Source organism: Alkalihalobacillus alcalophilus ATCC 27647 = CGMCC 1.3604 (genome assembly GCF_000292245.2).
Lineage (GTDB): Bacteria > Bacillota > Bacilli > Bacillales > Bacillaceae_D > Alkalihalobacillus > Alkalihalobacillus alcalophilus.
In genome coordinates, this window is the sequence record NZ_ALPT02000008.1 from 20,033 (window position 1) to 41,940 (window position 21,908).

Below are 21,908 nucleotides of genomic sequence, written 5' to 3' on the forward strand. Positions count from 1 at the left end.
GAGCCCCCGGCTTACTTATTCCATAAAGTAAGCCGGGGCTTTTGATGTGTTAAGCTAGTGTCCAGCGGATCGTTTTTGCTTGTTGAAAACGATTCGTAACAGCTGGCCAATTGACGATATTCCACCATTGTTCAACATAATCCTTTTTCTCATTTAGATACTGTAAATAATAAGCATGCTCCCAGACATCAAGGACTAATAACGGAATCATATCTTGCTGAGAGAGGTTTTGATGTTTTTCTGCTTGTAATATTTCTAATCTACCGGCACGTGGTGCAAAGACGAGCATCACCCACCCACCGCCTTCCACTTGATCGGCTGCTTCTGTAAAATGAGTCTTCATTTGTTCAAAGCTACCAAAATCACGTTCAATGGCTTGAAGTAAAGCTCCTTCAGGTTTGCCTCCTCCATCAGGTGCCATAACTTCCCAAAAAATCGAATGTAAATAATGTCCTGCACCATGAAAGGCTGCTTCTCGTTCCCAATGTTTAATTAAATCAAAATCGCCTGTTTGCCGTGCTTCTTTCATCTTATTTTCCGCTTTGTTCAGTCCATCTACATAGCTTTGATGGTGTTTATCATGATGTAAATACATAATTTCCTTTGCGATGTATGGTTCTAATGCATCATAACTATATGAAAGTGGTGGGAGTTGATGTCCACCAATCGGGACGACCGGCTCTCTTTCTTCCGCTTGAACGATCCGTTTATGTTGTTGTGACAAAGTATACGCTTTTGCCACCAGTTCTGAAACGTATTGCTCATCAACAGACTGCTTTTCTCGTTCCACCGCTAAGGCCGTTTCAATTTGAGCTAATAATTGAACAAACTCTTCTTTTTCTCTTCCTTCTAAAAGCTGCAATTCCTGTTCAATTTGTTCCTTATTTTCCTCATACCACTTTTGAACCTCTTCTAAATAAGAACTCATGGTTCCCTCCTAAATATCATGATGTTCCTATCTTATGAGTGTCTCGCCTAGATGTTCTCATTTTTAAGCAAAGAAAAAAACAGAGGTTAATCCTCTGTTTGTTCCATTTCTAAATCACGCATAAATAAATCGGCATCTTCATCGATATCCTCTGCATCGGTATGCTCAGGTAATGGAGGTAGCTCTTCTATCGTTTTTAAACCAAAATGATCTAAAAATTGTGGGGTCGTTCCATATAAAATGGGTCGTCCTGTTCCTTTTGCTCGTCCAGCTTCTTTAATCAACAGTTTAGAGCTTAATGACTGTAGCGCTTTTTCCGATTTGACACCTCGAATTTCTTCAATTTCAATTCGGGTAATTGGCTGTTTATAGGCAATGATCGCTAATGTTTCAAGGGCCGCTTGTGATAACCCTGAATGAATAGGTGAAATAGCCAACGCTTTAATATAACTTAAATGCTCTGGTTTTGTTGCTAAACGATACGTATTCGCTATTTCAATGACTTGTAATCCTCTTGATTTTTTTTTATATTCCTCTTTTAACTGCTCTAATGCAAGCTGTATTTCCATTTTCTCGACATTAATAATCTCAAATAACTGGGCTTCAGATAATCCTTCATCACCTGAAACAAAAAGTAAACTTTCTATTACTGCTACTAACTCTTTTTTATGCACGAAACGTCTCCTCTTCCATTTGGTAAATCATAATACTCGAAAAGTTCTCAGACTGTTGACATGAGATTGCTTTTGTTTTCATTAATTCTAATATAGCAAGAAATGTTACGACCATTTGGGAACGATCACTCGGCTCAAATAATTGTTCAAATGCACATTTCCCTTGATGGGTCAGCAAATAATCAACTACCTCATTCATTCTATCTTCAATCGAATATTCTTGGTTTCTTACCGTTCTTGTTTGCGGTGCTTTTAGCTTCTGCCTTTTTAAAAGTTTCTGGTAAGCTGATAACATATCAAATAAAGAAACTCCTTGGATCGTGATGTCACGTTTTTCTTGCTCCGATACATAAGGTTCTAAATCCTCTGGTGCTCTCGTTAAAACAAAACTTCTCTCTTCTTCTTTCTCTTTTAAATCAGAAGCTGCTTCTTTATACTTTCGATATTCAACTAAGCGACTAATTAATTCTTCGCGCGGGTCATCTTCTTCATCTAAATCATAGACCTCATGCTCATAATCAAGCTCTTGATTAGGGAGAAGCATCTTGGACTTAATGGCAAGAAGTGTTGCGGCCATCACTAAATACTCACTGGCAATATCTAATTGAATTTCCTGCATGGTATGTATATAAGACAAATACTGATCGGTTATTTTGGCCACAGGGATATCGTATATATCGACCTCTGCCTGATTAATTAAATGAAGCAATAAATCAAGAGGACCTTCAAAACTGTCCAATTTCACTTGGTATGAACTCATTCAGCCATCACTAGCACTTCCTATTAGCTTATTATTTTCATTGAATTATATCATATTTCCTCATACACCGTAATGGTCTTTTCCTTGTCAGTTGCTTCACAAGACAAATTGTTTGATGATACAATAATAAATAACTCAACTTTCGCAGCGTATAATTGACCCTTATCCGTTGATAGAGATTGACTTTAGGGAGATACAACACTCAATTTGACTTTACATGAACGGTTCAATCGTTGACAGTCTGAACCCATCTCTTCGTAGGCTGTTGAAGGAAACTGTTCTGTTCACTAAAATAAGCACTTCGGCTGTCGCTCCCAAAACCATACTCCGCGTCCTGCGGGAACCTGGCGAGCCTCCTCGGCAAGCCTTGCGGGGTCTCGCTCCACGGTTTATTCCCGCGGGAGTCTCCGTATGGTTTTGTCCGCTAAGTGTAGGGGAGATGCTTGATGATATGGCCATTCTCAATCAGCTATTTCTCACGCAGAAGGACCTTCTTCTTCACTTTGTTGGTTATGGAACTAAATAAGTAGTTGCCACCTATTTTTTTCCTAAGTCTGCAGGAATGAAAAGACAGGATTCAAATCGAAACCAGCTCGATCATCTAGCTAACGTACAGAGCATCAACACGGATTTGTTTACAATTGTAACGGATTGAGTCATGGAAGGAGAAAAATCATTCTCAAGCTAATGTACGTTGAAGTAATGACTGTTTTTTTATTCAAGGAGAAAACCGAACCTAGATTCGATTCCATTACCTAGCGGACAAACAGACACCGAGACTCCCGCAGGAATAAACCGTCCAATGAGACCCCGCAAGCGTGAAACGCTAAGGAGGCTCATGAGGTTCTCGGCAAGGAGCGGAGTGTCTGTTTGGGAGCGACCTCCGGAGGGCCTATTATTTTTTTCTTGATGCACAGTTTATCCGTTTGGTGTGATAGTACGTTCTCGCTTTTCAAACGTATCAAGGGCATTTGTTTAAGAACTTCTATTCGCTCTGCCAACTAGTTGAACGGATTTTCTCGATGAGAAAGTTGAATAAATAACAACAAGTGATTAAAGGATGGTTTACGATGTATCCGAAAGCCTATATTGATTATTTAACTTATTTTCATGTTAATCATGACTATTTTGAATGCCATGAAGTATTAGAGGAATACTGGAAGGAAAAAACGGCCAAACACCGTGAGATTATTTGGGTTGGACTTATCCAGCTTTCGGTTGGTTTATATCATGAACGACGAGGGAATATTCTTGGTGCCGATAAAATGCTTTCAAGAGCTGCCACCATTTTTACGAATAATCAACCTGCATTAGAAAGATTATCGATTAACCCAGAATTACTAATAAAAACGGTAGAAGAACGAATCTCGCAACTACCCAATCATAAAAATCATCCATTTGAACCTATTCAACTTCCCCTACTTGATCATTCCTTGTTATCTAAAATGGAAAAAAGAAGAGGAGAATTAAAGCTTGAGTGGCAAAAGGATGGCACAGTACCCGATCCATTTATTATCAATAAACATCGTTTACGTGATAGAAGTGAAGTGATTGAAGAACGCGAACTCGAACGATTAAAGCGACAAAGAAGTTCTTCTTAATTAAAAGCTGTTTTCAGTGACCTCAAAAAAAGTCCTGTTCGCCATCTTTTATTGATGGACTGAACCGGACTTTTTAAATGAAAATGCTTTAATTTCACACTAAATCTTTTAAAGCACTCTCGACTCTATCTTTCAAACCATTACTCAAATGCTCTCCCTAAATTCGCCATTTCAATCGCTGCTGTTGCTGCATCCCAACCTTTATTTCCAGCCTTCGTTCCAGCACGTTCAACTGCTTGCTCAATCGTATCTGTCGTTAATACTCCAAAAATAACTGGTTTTCCTGATGATAAAGCTAAGGAAGAAACTCCTTTTGCTACTTCATTACACACATAATCAAAGTGAGGCGTTGCCCCGCGAATAACCGTTCCTAATGTAATCACCGCATCATATTTCCCTGTATCCAGCATTTTTTTCGCTGCAAATGGAATTTCAAAAGCTCCTGGTACCCAGGCTACATCAATATCAGCTTCAGAAACCCCGTGACGAACTAAGCCATCCTCGGCACCACTTAAAAGTTTACTCGTAATAAACTCATTAAATCGACCCACGACAATTCCCACTTTTAACCCTGTTGCGACTAAATTACCTTCATATGTTTTCCCCATGATAATAATTCCTCCTCTAATTTGTTGTTGAATGAAAATTCAATAAATGTCCAAGCTTTTCTGTCTTTGTTCGTAAATACTTTTCATTATCACGATTATGTGGAAGTTGTAATGGCACTCGTTCTTTTACAACTAAACCATAACCGGTAAGACCAGTAATTTTCCGTGGATTATTTGTTAAAAGTTGCATTTCTCTAACTCCTAAATCACGTAAAATTTGTGCGCCAATCCCATAATCCCGTAAGTCAGCTGGAAATCCTAGTTTCTCATTTGCTTCAACGGTATCATAGCCTTCTTCTTGTAGCTTATATGCCTTTAATTTGTTTAACAAGCCAATACCACGGCCCTCTTGTCTCATATAAAGCAAAACACCCTTACCTGCTTTTTCAATTTGAGCTAACGCCGCATGCAACTGTGGACCACAATCACAGCGATGTGAACCAAACACATCTCCTGTTAAACACTCAGAATGAACTCGAACTAATGTTGGTTCATCACTTGATATCTCGCCTTTAACTAAAGCGATACTTTCCACTTGATCAAGAACATTACTGTACCCAATCGCTTTAAAATGACCAAAATCGGTTGGCAATTCAATTTCAACTTCTTTTTGAATCAGGGTTTCCATTTGCCGTCTGTAATGAATTAAATCCTGAATCGTAATCATTTTTAAATCATGCTCATTGGCTAATTTTTTCAATTCAGGAACACGTGCCATTGAACCATCTTCATTCATGATTTCACAAATGACACCACCTGGATTTTTTGATCCGGCTAGCCTTGCTAAATCGACCGCCGCTTCCGTATGCCCCGCTCTTCTTAACACACCACCGTCTTTAGCAACGAGTGGAAAAATATGACCAGGTTTTTTAAAATCCGCTTTTGTTGCCGTCTCTGCCATTAACTCTTGAACCGTTGTAGCTCGTTCAAATGCCGAAATACCCGTTGTTGTTGTATGATGGTCCACACTAACCGTAAAGGCCGTTCCATGAGGGTCCGTATTCACATCAACCATTGGGACTAATTCAAGACTATGAGCTCGTTCTTCTGTAATCGGAACACAAACGAGACCACGCCCATGAGTGACCATAAAGTTTATGACATCAGGGGTTGTTTTATCAGCTAACGAAAGGAAGTCGCCTTCATTTTCCCGATCTTCATCGTCACATACGATAATAACCTCGCCTCTTTTTAAGGCTTCAATTGCTTCCCAAATCGAATCAAATATCTGTTCATCTGCCACAATAATCCCTCCTTTATTTAAATCCATTCTCTTCTAAAAATTGTGAAGTCATTGTTTCTTGTTTGGACTTAGGACCTTTTTGTTTGGTGAGCATTTTCTCAATATATTTCCCTAAAATATCGCATTCAATGTTGACGATATCGCCAACCTCTTTTGTTCCTAAAATCGTTTCTTCTAACGTATGCGGAATGATCGAAATCGTAAATCGGTCGGTATCGACATGAAATAAAGTTAAACTAATTCCATCAACAGTAATGGAGCCTTTATAAACCATATAATCAGTTAATGATTCCTCGACTTGCACTTGATAATAAATGGCATTATGCTCTCGTTGTTTTGAAATAATTTTACCAATTCCATCGACATGGCCAGAAACGATATGTCCTCCAAACCTTCCATCCGCTTTCATCGCTCGTTCTAAATTAACTTTACTACCTCGATTTAGCCCATTTAAACTTGTTGCTCTAATCGTTTCAGGCATCATATCAACACTAAAGCTCTGCTGATCAAATTCTGTCACTGTTAAACAAACACCATTTACCGAAATACTATCACCTAAATGTACATCTGCTAAAACCTTACTCGCATTTATTTTCATAACAATCGCTTCACCGTTTTGTTTCACCGCAGCAACTTCACCAATTTCCTCGACAATTCCAGTAAACATTCTCAACCCTCCAGCACTTTTGAAATGATTTTTATATCTGGTCCAAGCTGTTTCACCGTAACAAATTCTAATCGTAAATGATTAGCTAAAGACTTAATTCCATTTCCGCCTGAAAAAGTCGGAGCCATTTCACCAGCAAGCATCTTCGGGGCAAAATAAGTAATAACTTGTTGGACAAGTTTCTTTTCAATAAATTGTCCGTGAATTTGTGAGCCACCTTCAACAAATAAGGAGGTGATTTCCTGCTGACCAAGGGTACGGAGCACATGATTTAAATCGGTTCCAATCTGATAAACTTCCACTCCTACACTTTCCAGCTTTTTCACTTTTTCTAAAGGTGCTTCTGAATTTGTAAACACCCAAGTAGGAGCAAGTCCATCTGTTACAAGCTTTGAATCCAGTGGGATTCGGAGCTTACGGTCCAAAACAATTCGAATTGGATTTTTACCGCCAGATTCAAGTCGTGTTGTTAACGTCGGATTATCAGCAAGGACTGTTCCAATCCCTACCAAAATCGCATCATGTTTATGTCTGTATTGGTGTACATCCGCCCGAGCTTCCTCACTCGTAATCCATTTACTTTCACCGGTAACCGTAGCTATTTTTCCATCTAAAGTCATCGCTGCTTTTAACGTGACATACGGCTGTTTAGTTAATATATAATAAAAGAAGACTTCGTTTAATTGAATCGCTTCTTGTTCACATATACCTACTGTCACTTCGATGCCTGCTTCTTTTAGACGAGCAATACCTGTACCTGACACTTGTGGATTCGGATCAACAGTCGCGACCACGACTCTTTTTACTTTCTTTTCGACTAACAAATTGGCACATGGTGGGGTTTTACCATAATGACTACAAGGTTCCAACGTCACATAAACGGTTGCCCCATCCGCCTTTTCACCTGCCATTTGCAAGGCAAGTACTTCTGCATGACCTTCGCCACGTTTGAGATGAGCACCAAAACCAACGACCTGGCCATCCTTCACAACAACTGCACCTACCACAGGGTTTGGAGACGTTTGTCCTTCTGTTTTTTCAGCTAATCGAATCGCCAACTCCATATATTCCTGATCCGTCACTTCCATCACCTCCTAATAAAAACGAAAAAACCCCGAAAGATATGATCTCCCGGGGGTATGTAAAAAATAGCACTTAATAAGCCTAAATGTAGCCATATTTAAATAAAACGGTAGATCCGCTTTTTTAAATAGAGCAAATAGACGCAAACAAACTATCAAAAAAAGACAGATTGATTGTGTAAACAAATAGACATGCTCTCCTTCTCCCATCCAGACTATTACTGTCGGTCCTAGACTTACACTAGGTCAGCCGCTTATTAATAAAAAACGAATACGCGGGTCACGGACTAAGAGGGTAAACCCTCATCACCGCCGGTGGGGAATTGCACCCCGCCCCGAAGGATTATATGAAATTTTTCTCCACTTATAGTTCAAACATTGGATTGATTTGAATTTTATCACCAGCACTTTGAAATTGCAAGAAATTAAATTTGATATCATCTCCCTAACCAATATTTTAGTTCATCAATGGCCAATTGTTAATCAAATCTAAATTAGCAATTATACTTTAACCTAATTTAAGCACAATCGTTTTTTCATAATCAAAACCACCAGTGTGAACTGGTGGTTTACTCTGCGGCTGAAAGCCTTTCTTACCGGCCTTGGCCTTAAAGGCCCACTGATACGGTTTCCCTCTTGCACCACATTCACTCACTAATTCTAAAGAATTTCTTTATTTCTTCTTATTTTTCTCACCAGTAAATGGGTCATAGTCTTCGAACAATGATAACTGGTCACCCATATAGTCTTCTTTTAGCTGATTCCTAATGTATTCTTGTATTTGTTTTTTGTTTCTTCCTACTGTATCAACATAGAAACCTCTACACCAAAACTTCCTGTTCCCATAGCGATACTTCAAATTGGCATGCCGATCAAATATCATCAGCCTACTTTTTCCTTTTAAGTATCCCATGAATTGTGACACACTTAACTTTGGAGGAATACTTACTAACATATGGATGTGATCCGGACAAGCATTTGCTTCATGGATTACTACACCTTTTCTTTCACATAAATCTCTTATGATTTGTCCGATACTTTTTTTATATTTTCCATAGATGATTTGTCTTCTATATTTTGGTGCAAACACAATGTGATACTTACAATTCCATGTTGTGTGTGCTAAACTATTCATGTCCTTCACAGGGCATACCTCCTTCTTTGGTGAGATGAAGCGGTCGGGAAACCAACTTTATCCTACCATGGAAGTGAGGTTTTTTTAATACCACGCTTGAAGCTCTTTTGAACCCCCGGCATAGCCAGGGGTTTTCGAAAACCAAAAAAAGGCTTGCCAACTGTCTCGTTTCCGAGATTTTGTCGACAAGCTCAACTAAACATTTGAATACGTTTGGCACTTTGTTGTTCTGCTCTATTTATATACTTTGTTTTTGTAAATGTTCTTCTTTTTCTTTAAGTCGATAGCGATGTAAAATCGGCTCCGTATAACCATTTGGTTGTTCTCTACCTTTAAGTACTAACTCTAGTGCCGCTTCAAAAGCATTAGAACGTTCCCCATTATGAACTAATACTCGGTATGTCTTATCATTACAGTTTTGTTCATCCACGACTTTAGCCATTCGATAAAAGGTGTCAATGACTTGTTCTTCCGTACAAATCTGATGGTGCAACCAATTAGCGATATGCTGACTTGAAATCCTTAATGTCGCCCGATCTTCCATTAGCCCAACATTATGAATATCTGGTACTTTAGAGCAACCAACCCCATGATGAACCCATCGCACAACATACCCTAATATTCCTTGTACATTGTTATCTAATTCATTTTGAATCGTTTGCTTATCCCAAGCACGATCTTCTGAAATCGGTGGTGTTAAAATCTCTTCTAAGTACGAATGATTATCTTCACGTTTGTTCGTTTGAACATCAACTACATTAATTTGGTGATAGTGAATTGCATGTAAAGTAGCCGCTGTTGGAGATGGAACCCAGGCTGTGTTCGCTCCTGACTTCGGATGATCGATTTTTAGCTCTAACATTGCTTTCATCTCATCTGGCATCGCCCACATTCCTTTACCGATCTGAGCACGCTGTTGGAATCCGGTTTTTAAGCCACTTTTTACATTTGACCGTTCATAGGCCTGTAACCATTTCTCCTGCTTCATTTCTGCTTTTGGAACGACTGGTCCTAGCTCCATTGAAGTAAAGATTTCATCACCAGTGCGGTCTAAAAACCCTGTATTAATAAAGGCAATCCGCTCTTTTACTTTTTCAATACAATTAATTAAATTTACGGATGTACGACGTTCTTCATCCATTACCCCTATCTTTAATGTATAACGCTCCATTTCTAGCATATCTTCCACCATATTAAACATGCGGTTAGCGAACTCGACTTCTTCGGAACCATGCATTTTTGGTTTTACGATATAAATCGAACGTTCCTTTGAATTTTTAAGCTCACTTAAGCCGATAATGGAATGTTTCGCAATCAAACTTGTTATGACCGCATCAATAATACCCTCTGGCACTTCTTGACCAACCTTATCTAAAATAAGATTGGAAGTCATAAGATGGCCGACATTACGAATGAACATGAGGGAGCGACCTGATAGGGAAAATTCCTCCCCATTCCCTCTTTTATAATGACGGTCTTGATTTAATTGCCGAAGCAGTTGCACTCCATTTTTAGTAAAAGTTGATGTTAGACTTCCGTTCATTAAACCAAGCCAGTTCCGATAAATATGCACTTTATCAGTAGTATCAACAGCCGCAACTGAATCTTCACAATCCATGATTGTCGTTAGAGCCGATTCTAAAATAATATCTTTAATTCCCGCCTGATCAAGCTGACCAATCTCATCATGTCGATCGATTTTAATCTCGAAATGAAGTTGATGATTTTGAACTAGGATTGTTTTAGGATCATCCACTTCACCGGCATAACCTACAAACTTCTCCGGATCTTTTAATTTAGTCACCTGACCATTTTCTAACGTAATAGAAAGCGTCCCTGCTGTGATTTGATACTGTTTAGCTTCACTATGACTCCCTTGCTCTAAAGGAATGACTTGGTCGAGAAATTGCTTTGTATACTCGACTACTTTTTGCCCTCGTAGTGGATTGTATTGAGCTGTTATTTTTGTATCTTCACTTTCATCAAGCACATTTGTTCCATAAAGGGCATCATAAAGACTCCCCCATCTCGCGTTTGCTGCATTAATCGCATATCTTGCATTGTCTAAAGGAACAACGAGTTGCGGACCAGCTTGCCTAGCAATTTCCTCATCAACATTTTCTGTTGTAATTTGAAAATCAGCCACACGTTTTTCTAAATAACCAATTTCCGTTAAGAACTCTTGATATGCCTTTGCTTCAAACTCTCGATTATTTTGATACCATTGATTTATTTGTTCTTGCAAATGCACTCGTTTTGATAACAATTGATGATTAATTGGGCTTAAATCTTCAATTAGGTTTTCAAAGTTTGCCCAAAACTGTTCTTTATCTAAATCTAATCCTATTAACGCTTCGTTTTCAACAAAGTGAACGAGCTCTTCTGCCACTTGAATTTGTCCGATCTTTTTATACGGTTTCAATTATTCATACCTCCCAACCACTTTTAAAAAAAGAAGGGTTGTTCAATACCTTCAACCCTTCTTACATAAATATAATTCGCAATATTCCGTCTTTAATTCCGAGAAAACGTTCTTTGACCGAGAAGTGAACGATATAAAATAGGGTAGAATTTATTCTGTTTCTTTTCTTAAACAATGGTCGCATTTTGTCATATACGTATCTGTTGGTGTCTTGACTGGATGACCACAATCCGCACAAATGATCATACTTGTTTTAGTTGTTTTCGTTTTCATAATAAACCCTCCCTATTTTTGATAATAAATAAAATGAACCTTCCATCACATTGGCTTTTAACCAATCTAACTAGATGAAGTATTCCTTCTAAATAAAGGCTAAGCGTCTATCACGCTTGCCCTCCTCCACTTCTCGGAGATTTGAAGGCATCACTTCTTTTAGCTTGAAATAAACTGTTCTGTTTCCGTTGAGTTTTTCATTGCGGTTGTGGAAGAAGTTCCTCCCGTTATGATTTGAGACACTTCATCAAAATAACCAGTTCCAACTTCTCGTTGGTGCCTTGTAGCCGTATAACCATATTTTTCACTCGCAAATTCTTCTTGTTGTAATTTGGAATAAGCAGCCATCCCATGTTCTTTATAACCTCGAGCAAGTTCAAACATGCTATGATTTAATGCATGGAAGCCTGCAAGTGTTACAAATTGGAATTTATATCCCATAGTTCCAAGTTCTCTTTGATATTTTTCAATCGTCTCATCATCAAGTTTTGCTTTCCAATTAAACGATGGTGAACAATTGTAGGCAAGCAATTTATCTGGATACTCAGCATGAATAGCATCAGCGAACACTTGAGCTTCCTCTAGATTTGGTTCTGCTGTTTCACACCAAATTAAATCGGCATATGGAGCATAAGCAAGCCCTCTTGCAATCGCTTGATCAATCCCTGGTTTTGTTCGATAAAAGCCTTCAGGAGTTCGTTCTTCTGTAATAAATGGCGCATCATAAGGATCAATATTACTAGTAATTAAGTCAGCTGCATTAGCATCTGTACGAGCAATCAATACGGTTGGAACACCTAATACGTCAGCTGCTAATCGTGCTGAGATTAAGTTTTTAATCGCTTGTTGTGTTGGCAATAACACTTTCCCGCCTAGGTGGCCACATTTTTTTTCTGAAGCAAGTTGGTCCTCAAAGTGAACGCCTGCTGCTCCTGCTTCAATCATTCCTTTCATTAATTCAAAGACATTTAGTTGCCCACCGAATCCAGCTTCCGCATCTGCGACAATTGGTGCAAACCAGTCTGTATCATTTTTACCTTCCATATGTTCAATTTGGTCAGCTCGTTGCAAGGCTTGATTAATTCTTTTCACAACAGCTGGCACACTATTTGCTGGATATAAGCTTTGATCCGGATACATCTGTCCAGATAAATTAGCATCTGCTGCTACTTGCCAACCACTTAAATAAATTGCCTTTAAGCCCGCTTTTACTTGTTGAACGGCTTGGTTTCCAGTTAGTGCCCCAAGTGCATGAATATAGTCCTCTTCATTCAACGATTCCCAAAGCCTTTTAGCCCCTCTTTCGGCCAATGTATATTCAATTTGTAGAGAACCTCTTAATTTCAATACCTCTTCAGCTGAATAAGGTCTTGTAATTCCATTCCAGCGGCTCTCATTTTGCCACATCTCCTGCAATGCTTGTAATTGTTGGTTATGATCCATGTTTCCCCACGCCTTTCTCCTCGTTTTTGATTTCATTTTTTTGTTTCTTAAGTATTTTTAAAACAGAATTTCATCAAAATAAGCGTCAAACATTTACCATTATTTACATCTATCTAAAGAAATGTGACACCCCTTCCTAACTTGTTAAATCTATTATATAACAGTTAATGTTTTTTGTGAACAGTTTTTTTAAAATAGTTTGAATATTGCTATTAAAGCATTTAGTTGTTGTGCAACAGAAGAACTTAAAAACGTTGATGCATCAATATTTCTGGTTTTTTTCTCCATTAAAAAATATTTTTATTCCTCCGATTTATTTCAAGATTATAAACTTTAAAAATGAACGAATAACATTATTAAAGACCTGTGAGGAATTTTTCCTCACAGGTCTTTTATCTATCGTTTATGATGATTAGAAAGGGAATATGTGCTCAACGCTTCGCTTTCGCTGTTTGAGTCTGTCTTGTCATGTTCACTTAACTTCGATCATCACAGCGTCTCCTTGGCCACCACCACTACAAATGGCGGCAACCCCTATTCCTCCTCCTCTTCGTTTCAGTTCGTAAACGAGTGTTAATAAAATCCTCGCACCACTAGCTCCAATTGGATGACCAAGGGCAATCGCCCCACCATTTACATTGACCTTATCAGGGGTTAAACCTGCTATTTTATTACTAGCCAAGGCAACAGCGGCAAAGGCTTCATTAATTTCAAACAATGAAATATCGCTTTCCTTTTTGCCAGTTTTCTTAAGAAGCTTCTCAATTACTAAACCTGGTGTTTGCGGGAAATCTTTGGCTTGTGTAGCAACCTCAGCATGACCAAGAATTGTTGCTAACGGTTCTATCCCTTGATTATGAGCCTCTTCTTCATTCATTAAAACAAGGGCTGCTGCCCCATCGTTGACACCTGGTGCATTTCCAGCCGTAATCGTCCCTTCCTTACCAAAAATAGGCTTTAAAGCGGCTAAAGCTTCTAAACTCGCCTTTGCTCGTGGTGCTTCATCCTTCTCGATTAGAATCGGCTCACCTTTACGAGGGTGGATTTGTACCGGAACAATTTCTTCTGCTAGTCGTCCTGATTCGATCGCACGAACAGCTCGCTGGTGGCTTCTATAAGCCCACTCATCCTGTTCGTCACGAGATATTTCTAATAGAGCTGCTGTCTCATTCCCATATTGCCCCATATGAACCCCTGTAAAACTACAAGATAGGCCATCATGAACCATCAGATCAACGAGAGGAGTATCCCCCATTCGTGCTCCCCACCTCGCCTTTGGTAACACATAGGGAGTGTTTGACATCGATTCCATCCCTCCGGCAACGATGATTTTTTCATCACCTGCACGGATGATCTGATCGGCTAATGAAACCGCCCTTAAACCTGAAGCACATACTTTATTAATCGTCTCTGTTTTTACGTGCCAAGGCAACCCAGCTGCTCTGGCGGCTTGCCTTGAAGTGATTTGACCTTGCCCTGCTTGAAGAACATGGCCAAAAATCACTTCATCAACCTGATCGTTTTTAAGACTGGCTCGACTAACCGCCTCTTTAATGGCGATTCCACCTAATTCAACGGCCGATAAGGAGCTTAAATGACCGCCAAATTTCCCAAACGGCGTCCTTGCCCCACTGACAATGACCGATTTCATCGACTAAAACCTCCTTTCCTTTATCCTGAAATTAAACAGGATAAACAGGGTGCTTACGATTCGTAAAATCAATGTGCTTAGACTGATAGAGATCGTATCTTTTGACAAGTTCCTCTCTTAATTCGTTCCCATGAATAATTCCGTCAATCACCATTTCGGATGCTAATCGATACACATCAATGTCAGCTTTATATTCAGCTCGTTTTTCTTCAATAAAAGCCGCCCTTTGTTCCTCTGGAAGCTCACTTATTTTTTTGGCATAAACAGCATTGACCGCAGCTTCTGGCCCCATTACCGCAATTTGTGCACTAGGTAGGGCAAGGCAGCAATCTGGTTCAAAGGCAGGGCCGCACATCGCATACAGACCCGCCCCATAAGCTTTACGAATAATGATCGAAATTTTCGGAACGGTTGCTTCTGAAATCGCGGCAACCATTTTGGCTCCGTGACGAATAATTCCGGCTTTCTCTACCTTAGTTCCAATCATAAACCCTGGAACATCCGTTAAGAAAAGCAAAGGAATATGATAAGCGTCACATAAATTCACAAACTTTGTTACTTTATCAGCTGAATCTGGGAAAAGAACCCCACCTTTAACACGTGGTTGATTTGCAACGATCCCGACTGAACGTCCATTCAGTCTCGCCACACCAGTAATAATCTCCGCTGCAAATAATTTCTTAATCTCAAAAAAGGAATCCTCATCAACAACGCGCTCAATTAACTCATACATATCAAAAGGCATGTTCTGATTTGACGGGATCATATCTTCAATTGTCTTCTCAAAACTCTTTGGCTCCACCGTCTCACTTATCGCTGGCCGCTTGGAATAATTGGCTGGAAAATAGGAGAGGTATTGACGCCCAAGAGCAATCGCTTCTTGTTCATTTGCTGCCAATATATCACCACAGCCGGAAACCGAGCAATGCATTCTCGCCCCACCCATTTCTTCTAATGTGACTTTCTCGCCAATAACCATCTCCGCCATTCTCGGTGAACCTAAATACATTGAAGCATTTTGATCAACCATTATGACGATATCACAAAAGGCGGGAATATAAGCTCCACCAGCTGCTGAAGGTCCGAATAACAAACAAACTTGCGGAACTCGCCCTGATAATTTTATTTGATTATAGAAAATTCGACCTGCTCCTCGTCTCCCTGGAAACATTTCAACTTGATCAGTAATACGTGCCCCAGCCGAATCGACTAAATAAAAGATCGGGACATTTAACTTTTCAGCTGTTTCTTGAATTCGAATCATTTTTTCGACCGTTCTTGCCCCCCACGAACCTGCTTTAATGGTCGAATCATTTGCCATCACACATACCGTTTGATCGTCAATTTTCCCTGTGCCTGTTACAACTCCGTCCGCAGCTAACCCTTCTGACTCACAATTAGCAAATAAACCGTCTTCTACAAACGAATCTTGATCAAATAAAAGATTCAGTCGTTCTCTGACAAATAATTTCCCTTTATTTGCATTGCTTTCGTGATACTTAACTGCTCCACCTTTTTGAATGGATTCAATTCTAGTTTGTAATTCTTGTTGGAGTTTTTCAGTGTTTAATGACATAAGCCTTCCTCCTTATCAAGCAAACTTTAGCTAAAAATTCTATTTATCTATTCATCTGTAAACTATAACTAGGGAGAGGACGCCCTAACTTGCTTTCAATAAATTGAGCCGCTGCAATAATTTTTTCTAAATTGACCCCTGTCTCAATTCCGATCCGTTCGAGCATATACAATAAATCGTCTGTTGCGACATTACCCGAAGCGCCAGGTGCATACGGACAGCCGCCTATTCCAGCGGTCGAACAATCAAAAGTGGTTATGCCACATTCAATCGCAACAACAACATTAGCTAATCCTAAACCACGCGTATTATGAAAATGTAAGGCTACTTTTTCTGCTGGAAACCTTTTTAATAAAACATTCAAAACATCCTCGACCTGCTTAGGATTCGCAATACCGATTGTATCACCGAGTGAAAGTTCATCGACCCCACTTTCTAATAACGCTTCCGATACTTTGATCACTTGCTCCAAATCGATTTCCCCTTCATAAGGGCAGCCAAAAACCGTTGAGATATAGCCTCTTGTTTTTTTTCCAGCCACAATTGCATTTTGAACGACTTCATTTAAAATCGGAAACGTCTCATCGATCGACTTGGCAATGTTTTTTTGGTTATGGGTTTCACTTGCTGACATAAATACGGCGACTTCATCGATTTTGGCTTCTATCGCTTTTTCTAAACCTCTTTGATTTGGAACGAGAGCTGAATAGGTTACACCTTTGACACGCTTTATTTGTGTCGCCACTTCATAAGAATCACTCAGTGCTGGAATCCATTTAGGCGGGACAAAAGAAGTCACTTCAATCGACTTTAAGCCGCTTTCTGATAATCTATCAATCCAAGCGATCTTATCTTCTGTTGCAACCCACTTTTTTTCATTTTGTAAACCATCACGTGGCCCCACTTCCTTCAGCGTGATTTCCTTCGTCCACTTCACAAAATCACATCCCCTAGCTTCGGTTATTCCAATTCAAAAATGACATCTCCTTCGTTAATAAATTCGCCCTCACTCGTTTTTACTTCTTTTACAACAGCTGCTACTTCTGCGGTAATCGGGATTTCCATTTTCATCGATTCTAAAATGGCGACCTCTTGACCAACCTCAACTGTATCTCCTTTTTTTACGAGTAACTTCCAAACATTCCCTGCCATACTTGCTTTAACTTGTGCCATTTGTTTTTTCCTCCTATCAAGTTAAGAAACGGTTATATACCGGTTCAGAAAATCTGTTGTTGTATCTCCTTTTTGAAATGCCTGATGCCCAAAAACCTCCATTAACAAAGGAATATTGGTTTTAATTCCTTCAATTTTGTAATCGTTTAAAGCGTGGACCATTTTTTCGATCGCTTGCTCTCGTGTGTCAGCATGGACGATTAATTTAGCAATCATCGGATCATAAAAAGGAGTAACAACCGATCCTTCTTTCACTGCCATCTCATGTCGAATTCCTTCTCCCTCAGGCTGTTTTAAAGTTGTAATTGTACCAGGCGAAGGGTAAAAGGTTTTTGGGTCCTCTGCATAAATACGTGCTTCTATCGCATGACCCTTATTTAAAATATCTTCTTGTTTCAAAATAATCGGTTCACCTTGAGCAATATCAATTTGAGCTTCAACTAAATCGAGCTTTGTAATCTCCTCTGTCACTGGATGCTCAACTTGTAATCTCGTATTCATTTCAAGAAAATAGTAGTTTTGTTGTTCATCAACGATAAACTCAATCGTTCCGGCATTTTCATAACCAATCGCTCTAGCTGCTTTGACGGCAGCTTCGCCCATTTCTTTTCGTGTTTCTTCCGTTAAGAAAACCGATGGGGCTTCTTCAATCACCTTCTGATGCCGTCGTTGAATCGAACATTCACGCTCCCATAAATAAATCGTTTCTCCGCTTTTATCGGCCAAAATTTGTACTTCAATATGGCGTGGATTATGAATGTATTTTTCCATATACATCGAACCTTCTCCAAAAAAGCTGAGTGCTCTTTTTTGATTGCCAACAAATGCTTTTTCAAGCTCTGCTTGGTCATAAGCCAGTTGCATCCCAATACCACCACCACCTGCTGAAGCTTTTAACATAACGGGGTACCCTATTTCCTCTGCAACTAAAAGAGCTTCTTTTACATCTGTTAAAGGATGTTCAATACCTGGAACAATTGGAACACCTGCTTTTTTCATCTGTTTTCGCGCTTCAATTTTGCTGCCCATTTTTTGAATCACATCAGCTGTAGGACCAATAAAAACAAGTTCCTCCGCTTCACACCTTTGGACAAATTCAGCATTTTCTGATAAAAGACCATAGCCTGGATGAATCGCACTTACATTTGTTTTCTTAGCTATTTCTATGATTTTATCGATGTTTAAATAACTTTCAGATACACGAGACCCACCGAGTAAATACGCTTCATCTGCTTCTTTTACAAATGGAGAATCACTATCTGCCTCTGAATAAACAGCAACGGTTTTGATTGATAACTTTTTACAAGTTCTCATAATTCTTGAGGCTATTTCACCGCGGTTCGCAATCAATATTTTTTGAAACATAAAAGTCTCCTTTTTATTAGAGTCCGTTATTTTTTCACATCTTTTAACAACCAATTTCGCGTGCAATGACCATCCGTTGAACTTCAGACGTTCCTTCACCTATTTCGAGTAGTTTGGCATCACGGAAAAATCGTTCAACTTGGTATTCTTTCATATAACCATAACCACCATGAATTTGAATCGCTTGATCACAAACCTTCATACATATCTCAGAAGCATATAACTTTGCCATCGCGGCTTCTTTTTTAAACTTTTTCCCTTGATCTTTTAACCATGCCGCTTTAAAGACCATATTTCGTGCTAATTCAATATTCATTGCCATATCAGCCAACTTGAATTGAATGGCTTGAAATTGAGAAAGGCTTTGACCAAACTGCTTTCTTTCCTTTGCATATTGTAATGATTTTTCATAAGCACCTTGAGCAATTCCAACAGCCATAGCTCCTATCCCAATTCTTCCCCCATCTAAAGTCGCAAGAAACTGCTTAAAGCCGTTACCTTCCACACCTAGTAAACTTTCATTGGTAACGCTTACATTTTCAAGTACTAGTTCAGTCGTATTTGATGAATGAAGACCTAATTTTTCATATTGATCATAAATTTTAAAGCCTGGCTCATCCGTTGGTACGATAAAAGCACTTATCCCGTTTATCCCTTTAGATTTATCTGTCACCGCAGTCAAAGCAAGGTTTTTAGCAAAGCTTGCATTGGTAATAAAACATTTTGTCCCTGTAATTTCCCAATGATCCCCTTTTCGTTCCGCCTTTGTTTGTGTTCCACCCGCATCAGAACCAGCATTCGGCTCCGTTAAACCAAACGCTCCTAAATATTCACCTGTACAAAGCGGCGTTAAATATTTTTGTTTTTGTGCCTCTGTTCCAAATAAGTGCAACGGGGCTCCCCCAAGTGAAATATGGGCTGAGTACGTTATTCCAGTTGAACCACATACCCGACTTAACTCTTCAACAACAATCGCAAAACTGATCGTATCAGCTTCAGCACCTCCATACTTTTCTGGAAATGGTAAGCCCATTAGCCCTAGTTTGGCTAGTTTTTTATAAATCGGGAGAGGGAATTCCCCTGTTCGATCCCTTTCATCCGCCTCTGGAGCTACTTCATTTTCAGCAAAATCTCGAATCAATTTCTTAATCATCGCTTGTTCCTTCGTTAGTTCAAAATGCACACGGCTTCAACCCTTTCTATTGGCATTTCAGAAAAACTTCTTTTGAACAATCGCTTTCTTATTAAACTCTCTTTTTGCCTTTTACAACGGTGTCAAACTGTAGGTTTTACGGATTCGGTTCTTTGTTAGAAAATTACTGGTGCGGTTTGTCATGACTATTAATCGGCTAGCCATCTTAAAAGGGGACTTGATGAGTAAAAATAGGTGTGTGTTAAAATGTTACAATTTAATCTTAATCAAACAAAGTTGAAAATTCAAGCAAAACCTTAAAAGCCATTTGGTGCTAGGGGTTTGGAAAATGATTTTAGGTAGGCTCGCTTTTTTTTATTACTTATTCTGTTTTTCGTACCTTAATTTTGGCCAATCGGCTTTTTCATTACCTATCATCTGTTTTTCGTACCGTAATTTCGGCAACCTGGCTTTTTCATTACTTATCACACGTTATTCGCACCCTAATTTCGGCAACCCAGCTTTTTCATTACCTATCACACGTTATTCGCACCCTAATTTCGGCAACTCGTTCTTATCATTACTTATCACACGTTTTTCGCACCCTAATTTAAGCATTTCAACCATTTCATTACTTAACTTCACATGACAAACAAAAGCATCAGCTAAATTTTAGGCTAATTCAAAATAAAAAAACCACTCAATTGAATGGTTTTTAACTCTCTTCATACTGAATAAATAATCCAATAAACTGCTCAAACGTCTCGGCCACTTCAATCTCTTGCCACACTCCATCCTCTTCATAAAAAAAGACAACACGTGGCTCGTCTAAATTCAGACGATAATCAAAAGCCAACCAGCTAAACAGATCACCTGTTATTAAAATAAGTTCATTCGGCAAATGAAACTCTTCAATAAAAACCTTTGAAAGACCTACTCCTTTTTCTAATTCAATTTCTTGCAAATAATGAATCACATACGGAAGCTCTTCACTTGGATAAATTGGTACTGACAATTCGCCGCCATTTTGGATTTTCATCAATTGTTTATAAAGGGTTGGCAAAGATAAATTGAGACTAGTTTCAACCGCGAACAAAAGTTCATTCGTTAACACTTCACCTGGTTTATATACACTACGTTCTTTCCATACTTCTTTTAATTGTTGCTTTGTCCAACTTTTCATCTTCTCACTCCCATATTCGTTATTGTATCAAGAAATAAAGAATCGGCAAAACAACGACTAACATGGACGTGCTGACAATCCAATTGGCATTCGCTAACTCGATCTCTAATTTATATAACTGAGCTGGAACTAAAGCCATTACAGCTGGAGGCATTGCCGCTAAGATTAAAATGACTTTGAGTAGGAGACCATCTTGGTAAGAACCTAACCCTAAAAGATAGGCTACTCCTACAACCACTACTGGTACAAGAGCGGATTTTATAAAAGCTAATGTAAAACCTTCTTTTAGATAAGTCCGAACCGATTTGACTCTCATTGAAAACCCTAATGGTACGACTAATAAAAAAGTGGCCAAAGGAACAAGAAATTCATTTAAGGTGCCAAAAAATTCTGGCCGCTCGATGGTTGAGAAGTTTAAACCTACACCGAGACAAACAGCTATAAGTGTGACCATAATAAAAGGATCTTTTATTAATTGTTTTATTTTTGATTTTTTGGCTTGCTTTTCTTCAGCTTCACCGTATCTCTTTGCAACGGGAAAACAAACGGTATAATAAAATAATTCCTCAAACAATCGGAACATAGCCGCAATCGCTAATCCCATTTCACCTAAAAATAAAAAACAAAATAACATTCCGAATGAACCTAGATTGGAAAAACTACCGCTAACAAACATGGCTCCAGCTTGTTTGTTATTATGCTGATAAATCCTCGCTGCGATTAGAGCGAAAACCCCGCCTAACAATAGCGTGAATATACCGATTACTGGTAAAAATAAAAACTCCATTTCTTGAATCTCAACGATCCAAAATGCCCCTATTAATATAAGAGGATTCAACCCTAAAATAACAAAGGGGATCATATTTTTGATCAGTTTGTCTAAAGGAATATGTGCCGGGAGCTTCTGTGTTTCAATTAAAAACCTAAGGAGGCGACCTCCAATTAGGCCGCCAACAATAATTCCAATCGCTAATAAAAAGGTAATAAACATA

The 21,908-nt window shown here is 39.0% G+C and carries 21 protein-coding genes and 1 riboswitch; of the genes, 2 read left to right on the forward strand and 19 right to left on the reverse strand.

The window, feature by feature from the left end; genetic code table 11:
- Positions 1-49 precede the first annotated feature (49 nt).
- From BALCAV_RS03290 to BALCAV_RS03300, 3 genes are all read right to left on the reverse strand, one after another.
- Positions 50-928 (reverse strand): superoxide dismutase, encoded by an 879-nt coding sequence (locus tag BALCAV_RS03290; protein ID WP_004428356.1) that lies wholly within the window; start codon positions 926-928, stop codon positions 50-52.
- Positions 929-1,014: 86 nt separating this feature from the next.
- Complete coding sequence (gene scpB, locus BALCAV_RS03295; protein ID WP_004428357.1) at positions 1,015-1,602, reverse strand: SMC-Scp complex subunit ScpB; 588 nt, start codon at positions 1,600-1,602, stop codon at positions 1,015-1,017.
- Positions 1,595-2,362, reverse strand: coding sequence for a segregation/condensation protein A (locus tag BALCAV_RS03300; RefSeq protein ID WP_004428358.1), 768 nt, complete (start codon positions 2,360-2,362; stop codon positions 1,595-1,597). Before BALCAV_RS03300 ends, scpB begins: the two co-directional genes overlap by 8 nt.
- Positions 2,363-3,432: 1,070 nt before the next feature.
- On the opposite strand from BALCAV_RS03300, the gene BALCAV_RS03310 reads away from it, so the two are divergent.
- Positions 3,433-3,963, forward strand: a complete 531-nt coding sequence (locus BALCAV_RS03310; protein ID WP_003324542.1) for a DUF309 domain-containing protein — start codon at positions 3,433-3,435, stop codon at positions 3,961-3,963.
- Positions 3,964-4,103: 140 nt separating this feature from the next.
- Here BALCAV_RS03310 and ribH read toward each other — a convergent pair whose 3' ends face one another.
- From ribH to BALCAV_RS03375, 14 genes are all read right to left on the reverse strand, one after another.
- Positions 4,104-4,571, reverse strand: a complete 468-nt coding sequence (gene ribH / locus BALCAV_RS03315) for a 6,7-dimethyl-8-ribityllumazine synthase (protein WP_003324543.1) — start codon at positions 4,569-4,571, stop codon at positions 4,104-4,106.
- Positions 4,572-4,587: 16 nt separating this feature from the next.
- Complete coding sequence (locus BALCAV_RS03320; RefSeq protein ID WP_040323510.1) at positions 4,588-5,799, reverse strand: bifunctional 3,4-dihydroxy-2-butanone-4-phosphate synthase/GTP cyclohydrolase II; 1,212 nt, start codon at positions 5,797-5,799, stop codon at positions 4,588-4,590.
- A 28-nt stretch (positions 5,800-5,827) separates the two neighbouring features.
- Complete coding sequence (ribE, locus tag BALCAV_RS03325) at positions 5,828-6,481, reverse strand: riboflavin synthase (protein WP_003324545.1); 654 nt, start codon at positions 6,479-6,481, stop codon at positions 5,828-5,830.
- A gap of 2 nt (positions 6,482-6,483) precedes the next feature.
- Complete coding sequence (ribD, locus tag BALCAV_RS03330) at positions 6,484-7,563, reverse strand: bifunctional diaminohydroxyphosphoribosylaminopyrimidine deaminase/5-amino-6-(5-phosphoribosylamino)uracil reductase RibD (RefSeq protein ID WP_040323496.1); 1,080 nt, start codon at positions 7,561-7,563, stop codon at positions 6,484-6,486.
- Positions 7,564-7,757: 194 nt separating this feature from the next.
- Positions 7,758-7,910, reverse strand: a riboswitch (FMN riboswitch).
- A gap of 326 nt (positions 7,911-8,236) precedes the next feature.
- Positions 8,237-8,698, reverse strand: a complete 462-nt coding sequence (gene tnpA, locus BALCAV_RS03335; RefSeq protein ID WP_040323512.1) for an IS200/IS605 family transposase — start codon at positions 8,696-8,698, stop codon at positions 8,237-8,239.
- A gap of 238 nt (positions 8,699-8,936) precedes the next feature.
- A complete protein-coding gene (locus tag BALCAV_RS03340) occupies positions 8,937-11,120 on the reverse strand; it encodes a malate synthase G (RefSeq protein WP_003323919.1) in 2,184 nt (727 codons plus the stop codon).
- A gap of 150 nt (positions 11,121-11,270) precedes the next feature.
- Entirely contained in the window at positions 11,271-11,393 is a 123-nt protein-coding gene (locus BALCAV_RS23030) for a hypothetical protein (RefSeq protein ID WP_003323918.1), read from the reverse strand.
- 159 nt (positions 11,394-11,552) lie between these two features.
- The gene (aceA, locus tag BALCAV_RS03345) at positions 11,553-12,836 is read right to left on the reverse strand and encodes an isocitrate lyase (protein WP_003323917.1); all 1,284 of its coding nucleotides are present in this window, start codon (positions 12,834-12,836) and stop codon (positions 11,553-11,555) included.
- A 472-nt stretch (positions 12,837-13,308) separates the two neighbouring features.
- Positions 13,309-14,487: an acetyl-CoA C-acetyltransferase gene (locus BALCAV_RS03350; RefSeq protein WP_003323916.1), complete on the reverse strand. Its 1,179-nt coding sequence runs from the start codon at positions 14,485-14,487 to the stop codon at positions 13,309-13,311.
- A 31-nt stretch (positions 14,488-14,518) separates the two neighbouring features.
- A complete protein-coding gene (locus BALCAV_RS03355; protein ID WP_003323915.1) occupies positions 14,519-16,063 on the reverse strand; it encodes an acyl-CoA carboxylase subunit beta in 1,545 nt (514 codons plus the stop codon).
- A 43-nt stretch (positions 16,064-16,106) separates the two neighbouring features.
- Positions 16,107-17,000 carry a hydroxymethylglutaryl-CoA lyase gene (locus BALCAV_RS03360; protein WP_003323913.1) on the reverse strand — a complete coding sequence of 298 codons (894 nt, stop codon included), beginning with the start codon at positions 16,998-17,000 and terminating at the stop codon, positions 16,107-16,109.
- A gap of 23 nt (positions 17,001-17,023) precedes the next feature.
- On the reverse strand, positions 17,024-17,236 hold the full coding sequence (locus BALCAV_RS03365) for an acetyl-CoA carboxylase biotin carboxyl carrier protein subunit (protein WP_003323912.1): 213 nt from the start codon (positions 17,234-17,236) through the stop codon (positions 17,024-17,026).
- Between the two features lie 21 nt (positions 17,237-17,257).
- Positions 17,258-18,601 (reverse strand): acetyl-CoA carboxylase biotin carboxylase subunit, encoded by a 1,344-nt coding sequence (locus BALCAV_RS03370; protein WP_003323911.1) that lies wholly within the window; start codon positions 18,599-18,601, stop codon positions 17,258-17,260.
- 43 nt (positions 18,602-18,644) lie between these two features.
- The gene (locus tag BALCAV_RS03375; RefSeq protein ID WP_003323910.1) at positions 18,645-19,784 is read right to left on the reverse strand and encodes an acyl-CoA dehydrogenase; all 1,140 of its coding nucleotides are present in this window, start codon (positions 19,782-19,784) and stop codon (positions 18,645-18,647) included.
- A gap of 298 nt (positions 19,785-20,082) precedes the next feature.
- Between BALCAV_RS03375 and BALCAV_RS21965 the strand changes: the two genes are divergently transcribed.
- Positions 20,083-20,382 carry a hypothetical protein gene (locus tag BALCAV_RS21965; RefSeq protein WP_152563029.1) on the forward strand — a complete coding sequence of 100 codons (300 nt, stop codon included), beginning with the start codon at positions 20,083-20,085 and terminating at the stop codon, positions 20,380-20,382.
- A gap of 66 nt (positions 20,383-20,448) precedes the next feature.
- Here BALCAV_RS21965 and BALCAV_RS03380 read toward each other — a convergent pair whose 3' ends face one another.
- A complete protein-coding gene (locus tag BALCAV_RS03380; RefSeq protein WP_003323909.1) occupies positions 20,449-20,916 on the reverse strand; it encodes an SMI1/KNR4 family protein in 468 nt (155 codons plus the stop codon).
- A gap of 19 nt (positions 20,917-20,935) precedes the next feature.
- Complete coding sequence (locus BALCAV_RS03385; RefSeq protein ID WP_003323908.1) at positions 20,936-21,907, reverse strand: AEC family transporter; 972 nt, start codon at positions 21,905-21,907, stop codon at positions 20,936-20,938.
- Position 21,908: the final 1 nt, after the last annotated feature.

Coding starts and splice junctions, on each gene's coding strand:
- BALCAV_RS03290 (WP_004428356.1), bottom strand. CDS start 928: ATGAGTTCTTATTTAGAAGAGGTTCAAAAGTGGTATGAGGAAAATAAG.
- BALCAV_RS03300 (WP_004428358.1), bottom strand. CDS start 2,362: ATGAGTTCATACCAAGTGAAATTGGACAGTTTTGAAGGTCCTCTTGAT.
- BALCAV_RS03310 (WP_003324542.1), top strand. CDS start 3,433: ATGTATCCGAAAGCCTATATTGATTATTTAACTTATTTTCATGTTAAT.
- ribH (WP_003324543.1), bottom strand. CDS start 4,571: ATGGGGAAAACATATGAAGGTAATTTAGTCGCAACAGGGTTAAAAGTG.
- ribE (WP_003324545.1), bottom strand. CDS start 6,481: ATGTTTACTGGAATTGTCGAGGAAATTGGTGAAGTTGCTGCGGTGAAA.
- tnpA (WP_040323512.1), bottom strand. CDS start 8,698: ATGAATAGTTTAGCACACACAACATGGAATTGTAAGTATCACATTGTG.
- BALCAV_RS23030 (WP_003323918.1), bottom strand. CDS start 11,393: ATGAAAACGAAAACAACTAAAACAAGTATGATCATTTGTGCGGATTGT.
- aceA (WP_003323917.1), bottom strand. CDS start 12,836: ATGGATCATAACCAACAATTACAAGCATTGCAGGAGATGTGGCAAAAT.
- BALCAV_RS03350 (WP_003323916.1), bottom strand. CDS start 14,487: ATGAAATCGGTCATTGTCAGTGGGGCAAGGACGCCGTTTGGGAAATTT.
- BALCAV_RS03355 (WP_003323915.1), bottom strand. CDS start 16,063: ATGTCATTAAACACTGAAAAACTCCAACAAGAATTACAAACTAGAATT.
- BALCAV_RS03365 (WP_003323912.1), bottom strand. CDS start 17,236: ATGGCACAAGTTAAAGCAAGTATGGCAGGGAATGTTTGGAAGTTACTC.
- BALCAV_RS03370 (WP_003323911.1), bottom strand. CDS start 18,601: ATGTTTCAAAAAATATTGATTGCGAACCGCGGTGAAATAGCCTCAAGA.
- BALCAV_RS21965 (WP_152563029.1), top strand. CDS start 20,083: ATGATTTTAGGTAGGCTCGCTTTTTTTTATTACTTATTCTGTTTTTCG.
- BALCAV_RS03380 (WP_003323909.1), bottom strand. CDS start 20,916: ATGAAAAGTTGGACAAAGCAACAATTAAAAGAAGTATGGAAAGAACGT.
- BALCAV_RS03385 (WP_003323908.1), bottom strand. CDS start 21,907: ATGTTTATTACCTTTTTATTAGCGATTGGAATTATTGTTGGCGGCCTA.